Below are 17,146 nucleotides of genomic sequence, written 5' to 3' on the forward strand. Positions count from 1 at the left end.
CAAGACCGACTATACCCGGCCAGCACAGGCCGCAGACAAGGGAACCGTTGGATGACCAGCTTTGCCGAAACCTTGCGCCGGGACAATGCCGCGCTGTGGGAGCGGGCCAGCAGCCACCCCTTCACCGTCGAGCTGGGCGACGGCACGCTGGCGGACGCGGTCATGCGCCGCTATCTGGTCCAGGATTACCAGTTCATCTTCACCCTGACCTCCATGGCCGGCTACGGCGTGGCCAAGGCCCCGACCATGGCCGGCAAGGCCCTACTCTCCGGGTTTCTGGCCGCGCTGACCTCGGCCGAGAACACCTATTTCCTGCGCAGCTTCGACGATCTGGGCGTGCCGGCCGCGGACCGGACCGCGCCGGATCTGCATCCGGTGGCCCGTTCCTTCATCCAGGCCATGGCCGATGCCGGCGCCCAGGGCAGCTATGCCGAGATCCTGGCCACGCTGCTGCCGGCGGAGTGGATCTATCTGGACTGGGGGCTGCGGCAGGCGGGCAAAGCCCCGCCGCGCTTCGTCCACCGGGAATGGATCGATCTGCACGCCAACCCGGCCTTCCGTGCCTTCGTGCAGGGGCTGCGGCAGGAGCTGGACACTCTGGCGCCAACCCTGTCGGCCGCGGACCAGACCCGCGTCGCCGCCCGCTTCCGGACCATGGTGGAGCTGGAAGTGGCCTTCTTCGACGCCATGTACCGGGGCTGACCGCCGGGTCGGGATCAGATCGCCGCCGCCAGCCGCCGGACCACGGTGGCCGCGCCGGCGGCGGCCATGCGCACGAAGGCGGGGAAATCCATATGGCTTTCGGCCCCGGCCAGATCCGACAGCGACCGGACCACCAGCACCGGCACGCCCCAGGCCGCCGCCACCTGCGCCACCGACGCCCCTTCCATCTCCACGGCCTGGGCCTGGAACCGCGCGAACAGGTCATCGCGGGTGGCGGCACAGTTCAGGAACTGGTCGCCGGTCAGCACCGTTCCGAACAGCAGCGCCGGACGGCGCTCACCGCCGCCGGTAGCCGCGGCCGGCATCGGTGGAAGCTGAACCCCCGCCAACGCGGCGCGCACCGTCTTCTCCAGGTCCGGCGGCATGATGTAGCCGTGGGTTGAGTCCACGCCCGGCAACGGCGGTATGCCGGGCTGGTACACCACCAGCCGGCCATCGACGAACTGGCCATAGTCGTGCTGGATCAGCCGTGTGGCCACCACCACATCGCCGATCCCCAGTGCCGGGTCCAGGCCACCGGCGACACCGCTGAACAGCAGGGCACGGCAGCCGAAATGCGACAGCAGCAGCGTCGCCACGATGGCCGCATTGACCTTGCCGATCCCGGCCTCCACCACCACGGCCGCGCGGCCATCCAGCCGGCCCCGGCGGAAGGTGAAACCGCCCAGGGTCTCCGCCTCCGCCTCGGTGAAATGGGCACCGAAATGGGCGATCTCCTCGGGGATGGCACAGATCAGGCCGAAGGGGCGTGGATCACAGGCGGCCAATGCCACCCGGATCAGCTCGACCACGGGACCGTTCCCATGCTTCTCCGCCAGCCCCAGGGCGGTTTCACCGGCCTCGTTGGTCTGGTGCGGGTCGGCCCCGTGCTCCAGCAGCAGGGTCACCATGTCCAGATGCCCATGCCGGGCCGCGGCCTGCAACGGCGTCACCCCGGCCTGCTGACGGGCATTGGCGTCGGCACCGTGACTGAGCAGCATGCGGACGATGGCGGTATGGCGCCCGGCCACGGCGCTGTGCAGCGGCTGCACCCGCATGGCGTTCAGCGAAACCTGGTTGGCATCGGCACCACGGGCCAGCAGCAGGTCGGCGACCTCCGTCCGTCCGAAGAAGCAGGCCAGCCCCAGCGGGGCGAAACCGTCCCCGCCCGGCGCGTTGATGCAGCCGGGCTCCTGGGAAATCAGGCCCGCCACGCGCTGCACATCACCCAGCGCCGCCGCCTCGCACAGCTCCAGTTCCGGCTTCAGCTCGGCCAGCGCATCGGCCACCACGGTCTGATGGTGATAGAGGGCGGTCAGGATCGGCGTGGCGCCGCCGGGTCCGCGTACCGACAGCAGCGTGCGGTCGGCCAGGGCCAGGTGTACCGCTTCGGCCGCATCGCCGGCGACCACCGCTGCCAGAAGCTGCTCCATTGCCGCCATCTTGGACCTCCCACCGTCTTCGGCTTTCTATCCTGCACCGAACCCCGTTCCGCAGGGCCTTGTCAAGGGAGGCTCCCGGCGACACGTTCACCACCCGGATCTCCCGCCCGAGCGCCCCGCATGTCCGTCCCGACCGAGTCCGACCTTATCCCGCCATCCATCGCCGGCTGGTTCCGCAGCCGCGGCTGGGCGCCCCATGCCCATCAGCTGGCCATGGTGGATGCGGCACAAGACGGGGTGAACGCCCTGCTGATCGCCCCCACCGGCGGCGGCAAGACCCTGGCGGGATTCCTGCCCAGCCTGATCGAACTGTCCGAACGTCCGCGCGACGGGCTGCACACCCTCTACATCTCGCCGCTGAAGGCGCTGGCCGTGGACATCCAGCGCAATCTGGAACAGCCCATTGCCGAACTGCGGCTGCCGATCCGGGCGGAGACGCGCACCGGCGACACGCCGGGGGCCAAGCGGGCGCGCCAGCGCAGCAAGCCGCCGCACATCCTGATGACCACGCCCGAAAGCCTGGCGCTGCTGCTGTCCTACCCCGATGCCGGCGACATCTTCCGCGGCCTGCGCTGCGTCATCATCGACGAGCTGCACGCCCTGGCCGGAACCAAGCGCGGCGACCTGCTGGCGCTGGGCCTGTCGCGCCTGCACGGCTTGGCGCCGCATCTGCGCCGTGTCGGCCTGTCGGCCACCGTGGCCCGGCCCGACGATCTGGTGGCCTGGCTGTCGCCCACCGGCCGCCTGCATGACGGCCAGGGCGAGCTGGCGCCGGTGCGCACGGTGCTGGGCCGCACCGGCGCCAGGGCCGAGGTCGAGATCCTGGCCACGGAGGAGTACCTGCCCTGGGCCGGGCATATGGCGCTGCACGCCCTGGCCGAGGTCTATCAGCGCATCAAGCGCCACGGCACCACGCTGGTCTTCGTCAACACCCGCGCCCAGGCTGAGCTGGCCTTCCAGGAGCTGTGGCGGCTGAACGAGGACAATCTGCCCATCGCCCTCCACCACGGTTCGCTGGCGGTGGAGCAGCGCCGCAAGGTGGAGGCGGCCATGGCCGCCGGCAGGCTGCGGGCCGTGGTCGCCACCTCGTCGCTGGATCTGGGCATCGACTGGGCGGCGGTGGATCTGGTGGTGCAGGTGGGCGCGCCCAAGGGCGTGTCGCGGCTGCTGCAACGCATCGGCCGCGCCAACCACCGGCTGGACGAGCCCAGCCGTGCCCTGCTGGTGCCGGCCAACCGCTTCGAGGTGCTGGAATGCGAGGCGGCGGTGGAGGCCATCCGCGCCCGCACCCTGGACGGGGAACCGCCGCGTCCCGGTGCGCTGGACGTGCTGGCCCAGCACATCACCGGCGTCGCCTGTGCCGGCCCCTTTTCCGCCGATGCGCTCTATGCCGAGGTGGTGCGCGCCGCTCCCTATGCCGACCTGGACCGGGACGGCTTCGACGACGTGTTCGACTTCGTGTCCACCGGCGGCTACGCGCTGGGCGCCTATGACCGCTTCAAGCGGCTGGTCCGGGATGCGGACACCGGCCTGTGGTCCGCGGCCTCGCCCCAGGTGGCACGGCAATACCGGCTCAATGTCGGCACCATCGTCGAGGAGATCATGCTGAATGTCCGCATGAACCGCGGCGCCGTGCTGGGCAAGGTGGAGGAGTATTTCGTCAATGGCCTGACACCGGGCGACAGTTTCCTCTTCGCCGGGCAATTGCTGACCTTCCTGGGCGTGCGCGACATGGAGGTTCAGGTGGCCAAGGGCAAGGGCGGCGACCCCAAGGTGCCGGCCTATGCCGGCGGCCGGCTGCCATTGTCGACCCATCTGGCCGAGCGCGTGCGCGGCATCCTGGCCGATCCCGGTCGCTGGATCGCCCTGCCGCCGGCGGTGCAGGACTGGCTGCGCCTGCAACGCCACAGTTCCGTCCTGCCGGACGGCTCCTCCCTGCTGGTGGAGAGTTTCCCGCGCGCCGGCAAGGAGTTCCTGGTCGCCTATTGCTTCGAGGGACGCAATGCCCACCAGACGCTGGGCATGCTGCTGACGCGGCGCATGGAGCGGCTGGGCCTGCAGCCGCTGGGCTTTGTCGCCACCGATTACGTGTTGGCCACCTGGGCCTTGAAGGCGCCGAGCGGCACCGATCTCGACATGCTGTTCGACCAGGACATGCTGGGCGACGATCTGGAGGCGTGGATGGAGGAATCCTCCATGCTGAAGCGCATGTTCCGCACTGTGGCGGTGATCTCCGGCCTGATCGAGCGGCGACACCCCGGTCTGGAGAAGAGCGGGCGTCAGGTCACCTTCAGCAGCGATCTCATCTATGACGTGCTGCGCAAGCACGAGCCCGGCCATGTGCTGCTGCGCGCCACCCGCGCCGACGCCGCCGCCGGACTGACCGATGTGCGCCGCCTGTCGGACATGCTGGCCCGGGTGAAAGGCCGCATCCAGCACCGGCGGCTGGACCGGATCTCCCCGCTGGCCGTCCCCGTCATCCTGGAGATCGGGCGGGAACAGGTGGCCGGCAGCGCCACCGAGGCGCTGCTGGAGGAGGCGGCCCAGGAACTGGTGGCGGAAGCGGCTCCGGAGCTGATGCGTCGCCCGCAGAACCGGCAGGGACACCTGGCCCTGTGACCGCCCGCTGACGCTCCGGTGTCAGTGCCCCGCGGATTTCGAGAACAGGTTGATGACCAGGATGCCGGCCAGGATCAGGCCCAGCCCGGCCAGGGCCGGCAGATCGAGGACCTGCTTGAACCAGACCCAGCCGATGGCGGAGATCAGCACGATGCCGGCACCGGACCAGATGGCGTAGGCGATGCCCACCGGCACGCTGCGCAAGGTCCAGGACAGCAGCAAGAAGGCGACACCGTAGCCGACAGCCGTGACCGCGCTCGGCACCGGCCGGGTGAACCCGTCCGACAGCTTCATCGCCGTTGTGCCGATGACCTCGGCGATGATGGCGACAGCCAGATAGAGATAGGCCATGACGGTGCAGGTCCCTTGCTGAAACGGGAGTGATGAGGCCGGCGGCTTCCCTGCCATGGAACCGCCCCAGTGCCGGGTGATGCCCATCACACCGCCTGCCGTGGGTGGAGGGGCGCCCCCGCGTTCGGTGCATGGCACCTGTGGCTGCGGTCACAGCCCTTTGCCGATCGAACCGCCATAGTGACCCCATAGCCGGTCATTGCCGCAGCGCATACAAAACCGCGCGCCGGGCCGTGCAGCACTTCCTGAGATAGAGATAGAGAGAAAGAGACAGCCATGCGCCTCGTCGCCCCCCTGGCCGCGTCCCTGTTGTCCGCCGCCCTTCTCTTCACCGCCGGCAGCGCCGGCGCCACCGAAACCTGCGCCGCCTTGCCGGCTGCTCCCGCCGTCAGTGCGGAAACCCCGGCCCGCGTGGTACGGGACTACAGCGCCGCGGTTCAGAACCACATCGATTGTCTGCGCCAGCAGGTCAATGCGCGGCGCGACAGCCTGAGCCGGGCCGAAAAGGAGGCCCTGGCCGCACAGATGAGCCGCGCCGCCTATGCCGAACGCAAGCTGCGCATCGACTATGGCACCGCCATCCGCGCGACAAGCCGGACGGCGGAAGTTGCCATGGATCAGGTCGCGGCCCTGCCGCGCTGACAGAACGCCGGCCGCCCCCCGGGCCTGTGAAGCCCCCGCCTCCCCGGCGGGGGCTTTTTCATGCCGCCCTCCCCGCCAATGGTCCGGACCGTCTCGGCTGGCGGGAAAACGTGTGGATGCGACGACGCACGGGATGTCCCCGACCGACGAACCCGTTATCCTGCGCCAGCCTTGCGATCTCGGCAGGGCAGGCTCTTTAGAATCTTTCTAAAAACGACTTGCCGTATCCGACCGGCAGGCCCATCCTGACATCCAGCAACAAACCAAACGGAGAGGACATCATGGCCAAATCCGTCGCCATCGATATCGGCATCAATGAAACCGACCGCAAGGCGATCGCCGAGGGCCTGTCGCGCCTGCTGGCCGACACTTTCTCGCTCTATTTGAAGACCCATGGCTTCCATTGGAACGTCACCGGCCCGATGTTCAACACGCTCCACACCATGTTCATGGGGCAGTACACGGAGCTTTGGAACGCCCTGGACGAGATCGCCGAGCGTATCCGCTCGCTTGGCCATTTCGCGCCCGGCAGCGGCGGCCAGTTCGGCGCCCTGACCTCGGTGCAGGAGGAGCCGTCGGTTCCGAGCGCCATGGACATGGTGCGCCAGCTGGTCGAGGGGCATGAGACGGTGGCCCGCACGGCGCGCAGCGTCTTCCCGCTGGCCGAGACGGGCGGGGACGAGGCCACGGCCGACCTGCTGACCCAGCGCCTGCAGATCCATGAGAAGACCGCCTGGATGCTGCGCTCGCTGCTGGAATAGTCGGGCACTCGCATCGCCCGAACGAAAGGGGCGCCCCGCGGGACGCCCCTTTTTGCTGTCGTGCCAGCCCTCTTCCCGCCGTCAGCCGGCGCGACCCGGGTGGCCGGGCGTCAGTGCGTCACCAGGAGGGGCACTGGGCTGTTGGCCAGAATATACCGGCTGACACCACCCAGGATGCGCAGGCGCAGACGGGAATGGCCGTAGACGCCCATGACGATCAGACCGGCCTGCACGCTGGCCGCCTCGGCCAGGATGGCGTCGCCGGTTCCGGTTTCCCGTGCGGTCAGGGTGCGGACGTCCACGGCGACCCCATGTTCGGCCAGGAACGCCGACAGATCCTGGCCCTGGATTTCTTGGCTGCCCGGCTCCCGCACCGTGACCACCGTCACCTTGCCCGCTTCCTTCAGCAAGGGAAGCGCATCGCGCACGGCGGCGGCCGCTTCCTTGGAGGATTTCCAGGCGATGGCGATGCGGCTGGGATCAATGATGCTGTCCTTGCCGCGCGGCAGCACGATGACCGGCGCGCTGGCCGCGAAAGGCAGGAACTCGGTCAGGCTGGCATGATAGTCCTGCAAGGGTCCCTTGGACGCCCCCTGGCTGATGATGATGGCATCGGCGCAACGGCCATGGATCGCCAGCTGCTCCGCCATGTCGCCGAGATCGAACACCCAGTCGCACCGGACCCCTTCGCGCCGACAGGTTTCCTCAAACGCCGCCCGCTTCTCCGTCGCCATGGGGGCGGCAATCTCGCGGGCATCGCTGAGGCTGGCGCCCAGCGGAACACCCGGCACATGCATGGGCAACACGATGAACGCACCGCGCAGCAGCGCATCCTGCTGGCGCGCGAACGCAACGGCAGCCGCCAAGCGCCGCGGCGCCTCCGCATCCAGCCCCAGATGCACCAGCACTGTCTTGAAGCCCATGGTTTCTCTCCCCTTCACCTGCGAGCGTGTTGCACGCGGAGGCGGTTCATATTCCGCCCCAACCGTTGGCTCGATGTCTTATGATGGCAAACAGCCTGCCGCGCCAAGCCCCTTGCGTCCTTGACCCAGGTCAAGGACCCGCTGCCGGTGAAGGCTGATTCTCAATGGAAGAATTCGGGGAGGGGACCATCGTTCGGAAAGGAACGCAGGATGACCATCCGCCCGCTGTCGGCCGCCCTGTTCTCGTGCGTCGTGCCGCTGTCCCTGCTGTCGCCGGCCGGTTCGGCGCAAACCGCCGTTCCGGTGGAGACCGAGCCTCTGACCTCCCCCACACCGCCAACGGTGATGACGGCCTCTGACCCCACGGCCCAGTTGCTGGAGGGTCTACAGGCTCAGCGCCCCACCCCCTGGCGGCGTGTGGCCAGCCTGGACCGGGTCGCGGCGGCGGAGGCATTGCGGCTGGTACAGACGGGCGCGACGCAGCCGGACGGAACGGCCGTCCATGCCGACCTGATCCGGCACCTCTATATTCCGATGCTGGACACGACGATCCAGGCCTATTCCTCCGCAGATCCGGCCCAGGCCATTGCCCTGCTGCAATCGGACCTGCTCACGGCCTTTCCGCTGTCGGACCCGGCCTTTACCGAGATCGGCATCGCCCGTGAGTTCAACACGCGGGCCAAGGGGCCGAATGACGAGATCCTGTGGGTGCTGGTGCTGGCCAAGCCGCTGACCGCGCCGGCCGAGGACCCGGCCAGCCCGCGGGCCGGGCGGCCGTAAACGCCGTCCGTGGCTGAAGGGCGGTGCGATGCCGTGTGTGGGGGGGGACGGGCGGCTGCGCCCGCCCCCGGCCATAGGGTCAGCGCAGCGCGGCGCAGGCGCGCTGGATGCGCCGGCAGGCTTCCTCCAGCACGTCGGTGCTGGTGGCGTAGCTGATGCGGAAGAAGGGAGACAGGCCGAAGGCGGCACCCTGGACCACAGCCACACCCGCCGCTTCCAGCAGATAGGTGACGAAATCCTCATCCGTCTTGATCACCGTACCATCCGGGGTGGTCTTGCCGATGGTGGCGGCGCAGCTGGGATAGACGTAGAAGGCGCCTTCGGGCGTGGGACAATGCAGGCCCGGCGCCTGGTTGATCATGGAGACCACCAGGTCACGGCGCTGCTGGAACACCTTGGCCCGCTCCTTCAGGAAATCCTGCGGGCCGTTCAGGGCTTCCAGGGCCGCCACCTGGCTGACGCTGCTGGGATTGCTGGTGCTCTGGCTCTGGATCACGGCCATGGCCTTGATCAACGCCTTCGGACCGCCGGCATAACCGATGCGCCAGCCGGTCATGCTATAGGCCTTGGACACGCCATTGACCGTCAGGGTGCGGTCATGCAGCTCCGGCACGACCTGGGCCATGGTGGCGAAGGGGAAGTCATCGAACACCAGGTGCTCGTACATGTCGTCGGTCATGACCCAGACCTGGGGATGACGCAGCAGCACCGCGCCCAGGGCCTTCAGCTCCGCCGCGGTGTAGGCGGCGCCGGTGGGGTTGCTGGGGCTGTTCAGGATCAGCCATTTGGTCTTCGGCGTGATGGCCTGTTCCAACTGCTGCGGCTGCAGTTTGAAGCCGTTCTCGGCCCCGCAGGGCACCACCACCGGCGTTCCCTCGGCCAGCAGCACCATGTCGGGATAGCTGACCCAGTAGGGCGCAGGGATGATGACCTCGTCCCCCGGATTGAGCGTGGCCATCAGGCCGTTGTAGAGCACCTGCTTGCCGCCGGTACCGACGCTGATCTGCGAGGCCGGATCATACTCCAGCCCGTTCTCCCGCTTGAACTTGGCGGCGATGGCCTTCTTCAGCTCGGCCGTGCCGTCCACGTCAGTATAGCGGGTCTGGCCGCGGTCGATACCGGCCTTGGCCGCCTCGCGGATGCTCTCGGGTGTATCGAAGTCGGGCTCGCCGGCGCCAAGGCCGATCACGTCGCGCCCCGCCGCTTTCAGCGCCCGCGCCTTGCTGGTCACGGCGATGGTGGCGGACGGCTTGATACGGGAGAGGCGATCGGCAAGAAATGGCATGGAGGCACCCCGGGTTACGGCGAAAAATGGCCGACCGCAGCCTAGGAGTCCCCGGATTCATCAGCAACAGCCCCTTTGTCGGGGCACATCCCCGTTTTCGGCAAAGCGCCGGATGCCGCTGGCCGTCGCGCCCCCCGGCCGATGCGGGGCCGGTGTGACCGTGACAGCTGGCCGGTCCTGCGGTAATCCATCGGAATGCCCGTCCTACAGCGTCTTGATCTCGTTGATCTCGTCAGCATCGGCACCGCGACCGCGGTGGTGGTGGTGCTCGTTGTCAGCATTGCCCTGGCGCTCCGTCCGCACCGCCGCCGCCCCCTGTCGGAACGGCAGTACAACGCCGAGCTGTTCAAGCGGCGCATGGCGCTGGAGGAACTGTCCTATCCCCTGCTGAACGAGGTGCGCATCCGCGCCGGCAAGGGCAAGGTGCTGAAGCTGGACCAGGTCATCCGCCTGCCCTCCTCCGTGCTTCTGGTCACCTCGGCACCGGCCGACGTGGCGGGACAGGTCATGGTCAACAGCCGTGCCGGCCAATGGCGCTACATCAACGGCCAGGGAACCGTCGGCACCATGCCGAATCCGGTCGTGTCCCTGCGGCCGCTGATCCATGCCATCCGCTCGCGCTTTCCGCTGGTGCGCATCCGGCTGCTGACCGTGTTCCCGCAGACCGCCGATTTCCGCGGACGCCCGCCCCGCGGCTGCTGCCATGCGGACGGCGTTGTGGCTGCCGTGCGGGCCATGGCCGCCGACGATGGCCCCGCCAGCGAGGCCATGGAGGAGGCCTGGGAACCGTTGAGCACGGCGTTGCGGGACGCTGGCGGTGCGCCGGTCGCCTGACGGTCCGTGGCGGCCGCAAGGGTGGTCGGCCATGGGAACAAACCCGGATCATCCCCCCTGGCATCCGGCGGCGGACAGGCCTATCTTCTCTGCCATGCCACAGGACGCCCCCTTCCCCGCCGACACCCAGCCCGTGCTCCAGCCCGCGCCCATGCCCTGGCGCGCCCGGCTGGAGACGCCGCCCATGCGCATGCCGCTGACGGTGGTGTCGGACTACACGCCCGCCGGCGACCAGCCGCGGGCCATCGAGGAGCTGACGGAGGGGCTGCAACGGGGCGAGCGGGATCAGGTGCTGCTGGGCGTCACCGGCTCCGGCAAGACCTTCACCATGGCCCATGTCATCCAGCGGCTGCAGCGCCCGACCCTGATTCTGGCGCCGAACAAGACGTTGGCGGCCCAGCTCTATGGCGAGATGAAGAGTTTTTTCCCCGACAACGCGGTGGAGTACTTCGTCTCCTACTACGACTATTACCAGCCGGAGGCCTACGTCCCGCGCACCGACACCTATATCGAGAAGGAAAGCTCGATCAACGAGCAGATCGACCGCATGCGCCACGCCGCCACGCGGGCGCTGCTGGAGCGGCGGGACTGCATCATCGTCGCCTCGGTCAGCTGCATCTACGGTATCGGCTCGGTCGAGACCTATCAGGCCATGACCGTGGACGTGGCGGTCGGCCAGCTGCTGAACCGGCAGCAGTTCCTGGGCCAGCTGGTGGAGCTGCAATACCGCCGCAACGATGCCGGTTTCGCCCGCGGCTCCTTCCGCGTGCGCGGCGACACGGTGGAGCTGTTCCCGGCCCATATGGAGGACCGGGCCTGGCGCTTCTCCCTGTTCGGGGATGAGGTGGAGGCCATCCATGAGATCGACCCGCTGACCGGCGAGAAGCTGGCCTCCATGAAGGAGGTGCGGGTCTATGCCAACAGCCACTATGTCACGCCCAAGCCCACGCTCAATCAGGCCGTGGAGCAGATCAAGCGCGACCTGAAGATCCGGCTGGAGGAGTTCTACGCCCAGGGTAAGCTGCTGGAGGCGCAGCGGCTGGAGCAGCGCACCCAGTTCGATATCGAGATGATGGTGGCCACCGGCTCCTGCGCCGGCATCGAGAACTATTCCCGCTACCTGTCGGGCCGGAATCCCGGCGAGCCGCCGCCGACGCTGTTCGAGTACCTGCCGGAGGACGCGCTGCTGATCGTGGATGAAAGCCACGTCATGGTGCCGCAGATCGGCGGCATGTTCCGCGGCGACTTCATGCGCAAATCGACACTGTCGGAGTTCGGCTTCCGCCTGCCCTCCTGCGCCGACAACCGTCCGCTGAAGTTCGAGGAATGGGAGGCCATGCGTCCGCCCACGGTCTTCGTCTCGGCCACGCCCGGCCCATGGGAGATGGAGCGCACCGGCGGCGTCTTCACCGAACAGGTGGTGCGCCCCACCGGCCTGGTCGATCCGGAGGTCATCGTCCGCCCCACCGAGACCCAGGTGGACGATGTCATGGCCGAGGTGAAGGAGGTCGTGGCCAAGGGCCTGCGCGTGCTGGTCACCACCCTGACCAAGAAGATGGCCGAGGCGCTGACCGAGTACATGATGGAGGCGGGCATCAAGGTCCGCTACATCCACTCCGATGTGGAGACGCTGGAGCGCATCGAGATCATCCGCGATCTGCGCCTGGGCGTGTTCGACGTGCTGATCGGCATCAACCTGCTGCGGGAAGGTTTGGACATCCCGGAATGCGGGCTGGTCGCCATCCTGGATGCCGACAAGGAAGGCTATCTGCGCAGCCGCACCTCGCTGATCCAGACCATCGGCCGCGCGGCCCGCAACGTGGAAGGCCGCGCCATCCTCTATGCCGACCGGGAGACGGCCAGCATGAAGGCGGCGCTGGAGGAGACGGCACGGCGCCGGGCCCGGCAGCTGGCCTACAATGCCGAGCACGGCATCACGCCGGAATCGGTGAAGAAGAACATCGCCGACGTGCTGGGCAGCGTCTATGAGCGCGGCGACCGGGTGGAGGTGGATACCGGGGCCGCCGGCATCACCCTGGCCGGCAAGGACATCAAGGCCGTCATCGCCGATCTGGAGAAGAAGATGCGGCAGGCCGCGGCCGACCTGGAATTCGAGACCGCCGCCAGCATCCGCGATGAGATCCGCCGGCTGGAAGCCATGGATCTGGGGCTGGCCGGACCCGGCACCGCCGGGGCCAGCCCCATCCGCGCCTCGGCCCAAGGGGAACGCCCGCGCGGCCGCGGCGACCGGGCTCGCGCCGGCAAGGGCCGCGCCGACAGGGACCATGGGGGCAAGGACCCGGGCGGCAAGGGTCCCCGGGCCGCCCATGCCACCGACGATGGCGGGGTGGAGGTCGGCGGCATCCAGTTCGGCGGCACCCGCACGCGCAAGCCCCGGCGCTGACGCGACCGGGTCGCCCTGACGGGAAGATCCTGGGATCGGCCTGTCACTGCCCATGCGCCGGCGCTGCCGGCAACCGCTCAGACTGCGTGACGGAGCCGCTGCAGGAACCGCTCGACATCCTCGCCCAGGCTTTCCGAGCGGACGGACAGGTCGGTGGCCGCCCCCAGGACCTCACCGGCGGCGTGGCTCGCCTCTCCCGCCGCGGTCGACACGCTGGCCAGCCGTGTGGTCACGGCACCGGTGCTGCCGGCGGCCTGTTCGATATTGCGGGCGATCTCCGCCGTTGCCGCGCTCTGTTCCTCCACGGCTGCCGCGATGGCATTGCTGATCTGCCCCACCTCGCCGACCATGCCGGCCAGACCGGAGACGGCCTGTTGCACGCCAGTCGTCGCCTGCTGGATGGCCGCCACCTGGGCACGGATGTCTTCCGTTGCCTGGGCCGTCTGGGTGGCCAGCGCCTTCACCTCGGCCGCCACGATACTGAAGCCCTTGCCGGCCTCGCCGGCCCGGGCCGCCTCGATGGTGGCGTTCAGGGCCAGAAGGTTGGTCTGGCTGGCGATATCAGTGATCAGGGTCACGACCTCCCCGATCCGGCTCGCCGCGTCGGCCAGACTGCCGACCTGTCCCCGCGTGAACCCGGCCCCTTCGCTGGCGGTGCGGGCCAGGGTGGAGGAGCGGGTCACCTGGAGCGTGATCTCACGGATGGCGGCCGACAGTTCTTCCGCCGCCCCCGCCACCGTGTTGACATTGCCACTGGCCTGCTGACAGGCCTGGGACACGGCGCGGGCTTCGCCATCCGTGGTCCGGGAGATCCCCGTCAACGCCTCCGCCGACCCGCGGAGCTGGGTGGCCGAGGCCGCCACCGCCTGGACAATGCCGCGGATTTCCTGTTCGAACCCGTCCGCGGCCTGCTTCAGGTCGGCAATCCGCGTGGCCATGCCGGCCGTGGCGGTATTGATGGTGGCGCTGGCCTGCCCGAAGGCGCCGACCATGCCGCGTTCCAGGACACGGCGGTAATAGCGCTGCTCGTTGACCGCCTGCAGGGACGCGCCGGCCTCGCGCACAAAGGCGTCGGCCCGATCGGCGAAGTCGTTCACCCCCCGCAGCACGCCCCCCAGGTCCCCGCGATCCCGGATACCGGTGATCCGCCGGTCGAAATTGCCGGCCGCCAACGCCCGGACCACATCCCGGGCACGGGCGATTTCGGCAGCGGTCCGGCGCATCATCCAGAACGCAGCCGCCGCGGCACCGGCAGCCATGACGCCGAAAAGTCCGGCGATTTCCGCCGCACCGGCCAGCCCGGCCGCCATGGCGGCGGAACCGGCCAGGCCGGCCACGGCGGCCAGTTGACTAGCCCTGGAGAGAAAAGATGAACCGGTCATAGCTAACACCCTTTCCCTTCAGGATTTCCTGCAGATGCGCCAGCCCGGCCGCCATTCCATCCGCCGCGCGGCCGTGCCGCGCCTCGATGGCCAGGATGTCCCGGTAGAGCGGCTGGATCACCGCACCGATGATGCGGCGGTCAGGGACACGCCGGTTGGAGTGGAAGCCCGAAATGCCGCCATCGCTGGCGAAGGTCGGCGTCACATGGGCAAACACCCAGTAATGGTCGCCATTGCTGGCCCGATTGACGACATAGGCGAATATTTCGTGCCCGCTCTTCACAGTGTCCCAGAGCAGACGGAAGATGGTCTTGGGCATATCCGGATGCCGGATGATGCTGTGCGGCGCCCCCAGCGCCTGCTCTTCGGTAAGGCCGGAGATATTCAGGAAAACATCATTGGCATACGTCAGACGGCCATTCGGGTCCGTCTTCGTAACGATCAGCTCATCTTCAGAGAATAACCGCTCTCGTCCGGTCAGAATTCTCGTCATCGCCATCTCCACCAGACCGCACGAAAATATGTCCTTTGAGTTGATCTCCGGTCAATCATCATTACCAATGATCGATATATCCTGACGTATAGGCGCGAATGTTACTCGCATGGACACTCATCTGAACAAGCCCATCAACGCACATATATTGCTAAACAAAAATTAACTGGCCAAATATAGTGCCACACAACACCCTATTCATAAGAATAGGTCGCGCACACGACCCAAAATTCATGACAAACAAAAGACAGCGCATCGAGACGCTGCATTCTGCCTTCAGCCCCGGCGCAGCCAGCCGGACGCGGCGCCATCTTCAAAATTCCATCCCTCCATGTCGGCCATACCGCATGGATTGAAAGAATACGGATGCGTCTGGAGAAGCGGCTATGGGGAAAGACCCTGTCCTTCTAGGTATAGGACTCCGCCATGACAGGCGGCCACTGACACTCTACGTTAAGGCACACCCCTTACGACTGTCTGCGATTTCCGACACCCGGAGCAGGTGATGTCCGTTTTCCTTCCCCGTCCTGCCGGCAGCCAGACATCGTTCGAGGCTCGGACCCTGCTTTTCATCGGGTTTGTCTGCGCCCTGCTGCTGGGCCTTGAGGGGCTGCGCTGCTGGGGGGCACGGATCGACGAGTTGGAGGAGACCCGCAGCGAGACCGCCAATCTGGCCTACGCCATCTCCCAGCATGTCCATCACACGGTGGACGAGGCCGATCTCATTGTCCGGGCGCTGCGCGACCTCAACGAAGCCGAATCCTCGCCCCAGGACAGCATCATGCAACTGCACCGGATCCTGAAGGCCGAGAGCAAGGTGCCGGTCCTCGTCAACAGCCTCGCCATCATCGGGGCCGATGGAGCCGTGGTCACCGGGTCCGGGCTGCCGGGGCGCCTCAACTATGCCAACCTCTCCTGCTTCCGCTTCCATGCCATGAATGCGGATCGGGACGCTCTGATCACAGTCCCGCCGCCGACCGGAGACGCGGGCGGGCCGCTTGTCATCGTGACACGCCGCATCGACCGGCCCGATGGCTCCTTCGGCGGCCTTGTCGCCGCGACCCTGTCGCTGGAGGCGCTTCAGACCTATTTCAACACCTTTGATGCCAGCTTCGACGGCAACATCACCCTGATGAACAGCCAGGGCATCGTCGTTGCCCGTTCCCCGGCCCAGGCCGACATGGTGGGACGGGACGCCTCGACTGGCATGATCTTCTCCAAATTCCTGCCTCAGGCCCCCGCCGGCAGCGTCGATTTCGTCTCAACGCTGGACCAGCAGCGCCGCATCGGCAGTTACCGCCACATCAATGGCTATCCCCTGGTCATCGTGGTGTCGCGCACCCTCGACTCCACCCTGTCCACCTGGCGCAGCCAGAGTATCCACCGGATGATCCTGACGGGGCTGGCCGCGCTGGGCGTCGGGATACTGGGCCTGCGTCTGACCCGCCGGGGACACCAGCTGTTCGAGGCGGAGACCCAGTACCGCCTGCTGGCCGAGAATTCCAGCGACGGCATTGTCTGTATCGACAGTGCCGGACGCTGTCTCTATGCCTCGCCGGCCTTCATCGCCATGACCGGCCGGGCCGAGAGCGACAGCCTGGTGAACCAGTCCTGGACCCGGTTCGTCCAGACGGAGGATCGTGCCGATTTCGGTGCCACGCTGGCGGCCGCCTGGCATGGACAGGACCATGTCAGCTGTGTGTTCCGTCTGCTGCGGACCGATGGCGACAGCCTGTGGACGGAAGCCAAGTTCCAGCTGGCGCCGGACGGCCCGACTCCCCGCTTGGTCGCCAATCTCCGCGATGTGTCCCGCCGCAAGGCCCTGGAGCAGCAGCTCGAAGACGCCAACCGTGAATTGCGCCTTCTGGCCAGCCAGGATGCCCTGACAGGTCTGGCCAACCGGCGCCAGCTGGAGGAGATGCTGCGGCTGGAATGGCGCCGGGCCGCGCGCGAGCGCCTTCCCCTGTCCCTGATCCTCCTGGACGTGGATCACTTCAAGGCCTTCAATGATCGCTACGGCCATCTTGCCGGCGACGACTGCCTGATCCGTGTCGCCGCGCTGCTGAAGGCCGCGGCCCGCCGTCCCGGAGACCTCGCCGCCCGCTATGGTGGCGAGGAGATGCTGCTGGTTCTGCCCGGCACCGACTCCCCCGGGGCCGAGGACATAGCGGAGCACATCCGCATGGCCCTGGAGGCGGCCGAAATCCTGCACGAAGGCAATGAGGCGCATGGCGGGATCGTGACCGCCAGCTTCGGTGTGGCCACCACCTTTCCCCGGGCCATTCCCGATCCGGCCATCGGCATTTCCGCTCTGATCATGGCCGCGGATCAGGCCCTCTACCGCGCCAAAGAAGACCGCAACCGCGTGGTCGCAGCGGCCGCCCTGCATGCGGTGGCGATCTGATCGCACCCCGAAGGGACCGCCGGCGGCCATGTCCCGGACCGCCCGGGCCGGCGGTGCGCATTTCACCAGCCGCTCACGCAGCCGTGACGCGGCAGAGGGAAAGCGTGAGTGGTCCAGGACCGTC

General features: G+C 67.8%; 14 protein-coding genes. 8 read left to right on the forward strand and 6 right to left on the reverse strand.

Translation table 11 applies throughout. The features are described 5' to 3' along the window. The first annotated feature begins 51 nt into the window (after positions 1-51). Positions 52-702: a TenA family protein gene (locus DK368_RS12285; RefSeq protein WP_162306014.1), complete on the forward strand. Its 651-nt coding sequence runs from the start codon at positions 52-54 to the stop codon at positions 700-702. Between the two features lie 14 nt (positions 703-716). Here the strand turns inward: DK368_RS12285 and DK368_RS21850 are convergent, their stop codons facing one another. Then, positions 717-2,144 carry a 5'-methylthioadenosine/adenosylhomocysteine nucleosidase gene (locus tag DK368_RS21850; protein WP_205028207.1) on the reverse strand — a complete coding sequence of 476 codons (1,428 nt, stop codon included), beginning with the start codon at positions 2,142-2,144 and terminating at the stop codon, positions 717-719. Positions 2,145-2,264: 120 nt separating this feature from the next. Here DK368_RS21850 and DK368_RS12295 point away from each other — a divergent pair, with 120 nt between their 5' ends. After that, a complete protein-coding gene (locus tag DK368_RS12295) occupies positions 2,265-4,763 on the forward strand; it encodes a ligase-associated DNA damage response DEXH box helicase (RefSeq protein WP_114394255.1) in 2,499 nt (832 codons plus the stop codon). A 21-nt stretch (positions 4,764-4,784) separates the two neighbouring features. On the opposite strand, the gene DK368_RS12300 is transcribed toward DK368_RS12295, so the two are convergent. Next, on the reverse strand, positions 4,785-5,114 hold the full coding sequence (locus tag DK368_RS12300) for an SMR family transporter (RefSeq protein WP_114394256.1): 330 nt from the start codon (positions 5,112-5,114) through the stop codon (positions 4,785-4,787). A 276-nt stretch (positions 5,115-5,390) separates the two neighbouring features. Between DK368_RS12300 and DK368_RS12305 the strand changes: the two genes are divergently transcribed. Then, complete coding sequence (locus DK368_RS12305) at positions 5,391-5,756, forward strand: hypothetical protein (RefSeq protein ID WP_114394257.1); 366 nt, start codon at positions 5,391-5,393, stop codon at positions 5,754-5,756. 281 nt (positions 5,757-6,037) lie between these two features. After that, on the forward strand, positions 6,038-6,517 hold the full coding sequence (locus DK368_RS12310) for a Dps family protein (RefSeq protein ID WP_114394258.1): 480 nt from the start codon (positions 6,038-6,040) through the stop codon (positions 6,515-6,517). 110 nt (positions 6,518-6,627) lie between these two features. On the opposite strand, the gene DK368_RS12315 is transcribed toward DK368_RS12310, so the two are convergent. Then, the gene (locus DK368_RS12315) at positions 6,628-7,440 is read right to left on the reverse strand and encodes a universal stress protein (protein ID WP_114394259.1); all 813 of its coding nucleotides are present in this window, start codon (positions 7,438-7,440) and stop codon (positions 6,628-6,630) included. A 210-nt stretch (positions 7,441-7,650) separates the two neighbouring features. Here DK368_RS12315 and DK368_RS12320 point away from each other — a divergent pair, with 210 nt between their 5' ends. Beyond that, entirely contained in the window at positions 7,651-8,220 is a 570-nt protein-coding gene (locus DK368_RS12320; protein WP_114394260.1) for a hypothetical protein, read from the forward strand. A 79-nt stretch (positions 8,221-8,299) separates the two neighbouring features. Here the strand turns inward: DK368_RS12320 and DK368_RS12325 are convergent, their stop codons facing one another. Continuing rightward, positions 8,300-9,505 (reverse strand): pyridoxal phosphate-dependent aminotransferase, encoded by a 1,206-nt coding sequence (locus tag DK368_RS12325; protein WP_114394261.1) that lies wholly within the window; start codon positions 9,503-9,505, stop codon positions 8,300-8,302. A gap of 195 nt (positions 9,506-9,700) precedes the next feature. Here DK368_RS12325 and DK368_RS12330 point away from each other — a divergent pair, with 195 nt between their 5' ends. Both DK368_RS12330 and uvrB read left to right on the forward strand, forming a co-directional pair. After that, positions 9,701-10,339 carry a hypothetical protein gene (locus DK368_RS12330; protein WP_114394262.1) on the forward strand — a complete coding sequence of 213 codons (639 nt, stop codon included), beginning with the start codon at positions 9,701-9,703 and terminating at the stop codon, positions 10,337-10,339. 94 nt (positions 10,340-10,433) lie between these two features. After that, positions 10,434-12,743: an excinuclease ABC subunit UvrB gene (uvrB, locus tag DK368_RS12335; RefSeq protein WP_114394263.1), complete on the forward strand. Its 2,310-nt coding sequence runs from the start codon at positions 10,434-10,436 to the stop codon at positions 12,741-12,743. Between the two features lie 77 nt (positions 12,744-12,820). Here uvrB and DK368_RS12340 read toward each other — a convergent pair whose 3' ends face one another. Continuing rightward, positions 12,821-14,125, reverse strand: a complete 1,305-nt coding sequence (locus DK368_RS12340) for a methyl-accepting chemotaxis protein (RefSeq protein ID WP_155524567.1) — start codon at positions 14,123-14,125, stop codon at positions 12,821-12,823. After that, entirely contained in the window at positions 14,094-14,618 is a 525-nt protein-coding gene (locus tag DK368_RS12345; RefSeq protein WP_338045702.1) for a PAS domain-containing protein, read from the reverse strand. The genes DK368_RS12340 and DK368_RS12345 overlap by 32 nt, the downstream gene beginning before the upstream one ends. A gap of 505 nt (positions 14,619-15,123) precedes the next feature. On the opposite strand from DK368_RS12345, the gene DK368_RS12350 reads away from it, so the two are divergent. Next, positions 15,124-17,022, forward strand: a complete 1,899-nt coding sequence (locus DK368_RS12350) for a sensor domain-containing diguanylate cyclase (protein WP_114394266.1) — start codon at positions 15,124-15,126, stop codon at positions 17,020-17,022. Positions 17,023-17,146 lie beyond the last annotated feature (124 nt).

The sequence above is a fragment of the Oleisolibacter albus genome (genome assembly GCF_003336875.1).
Classification (GTDB): Bacteria; Pseudomonadota; Alphaproteobacteria; order Azospirillales; family Azospirillaceae; genus Niveispirillum; species Niveispirillum album.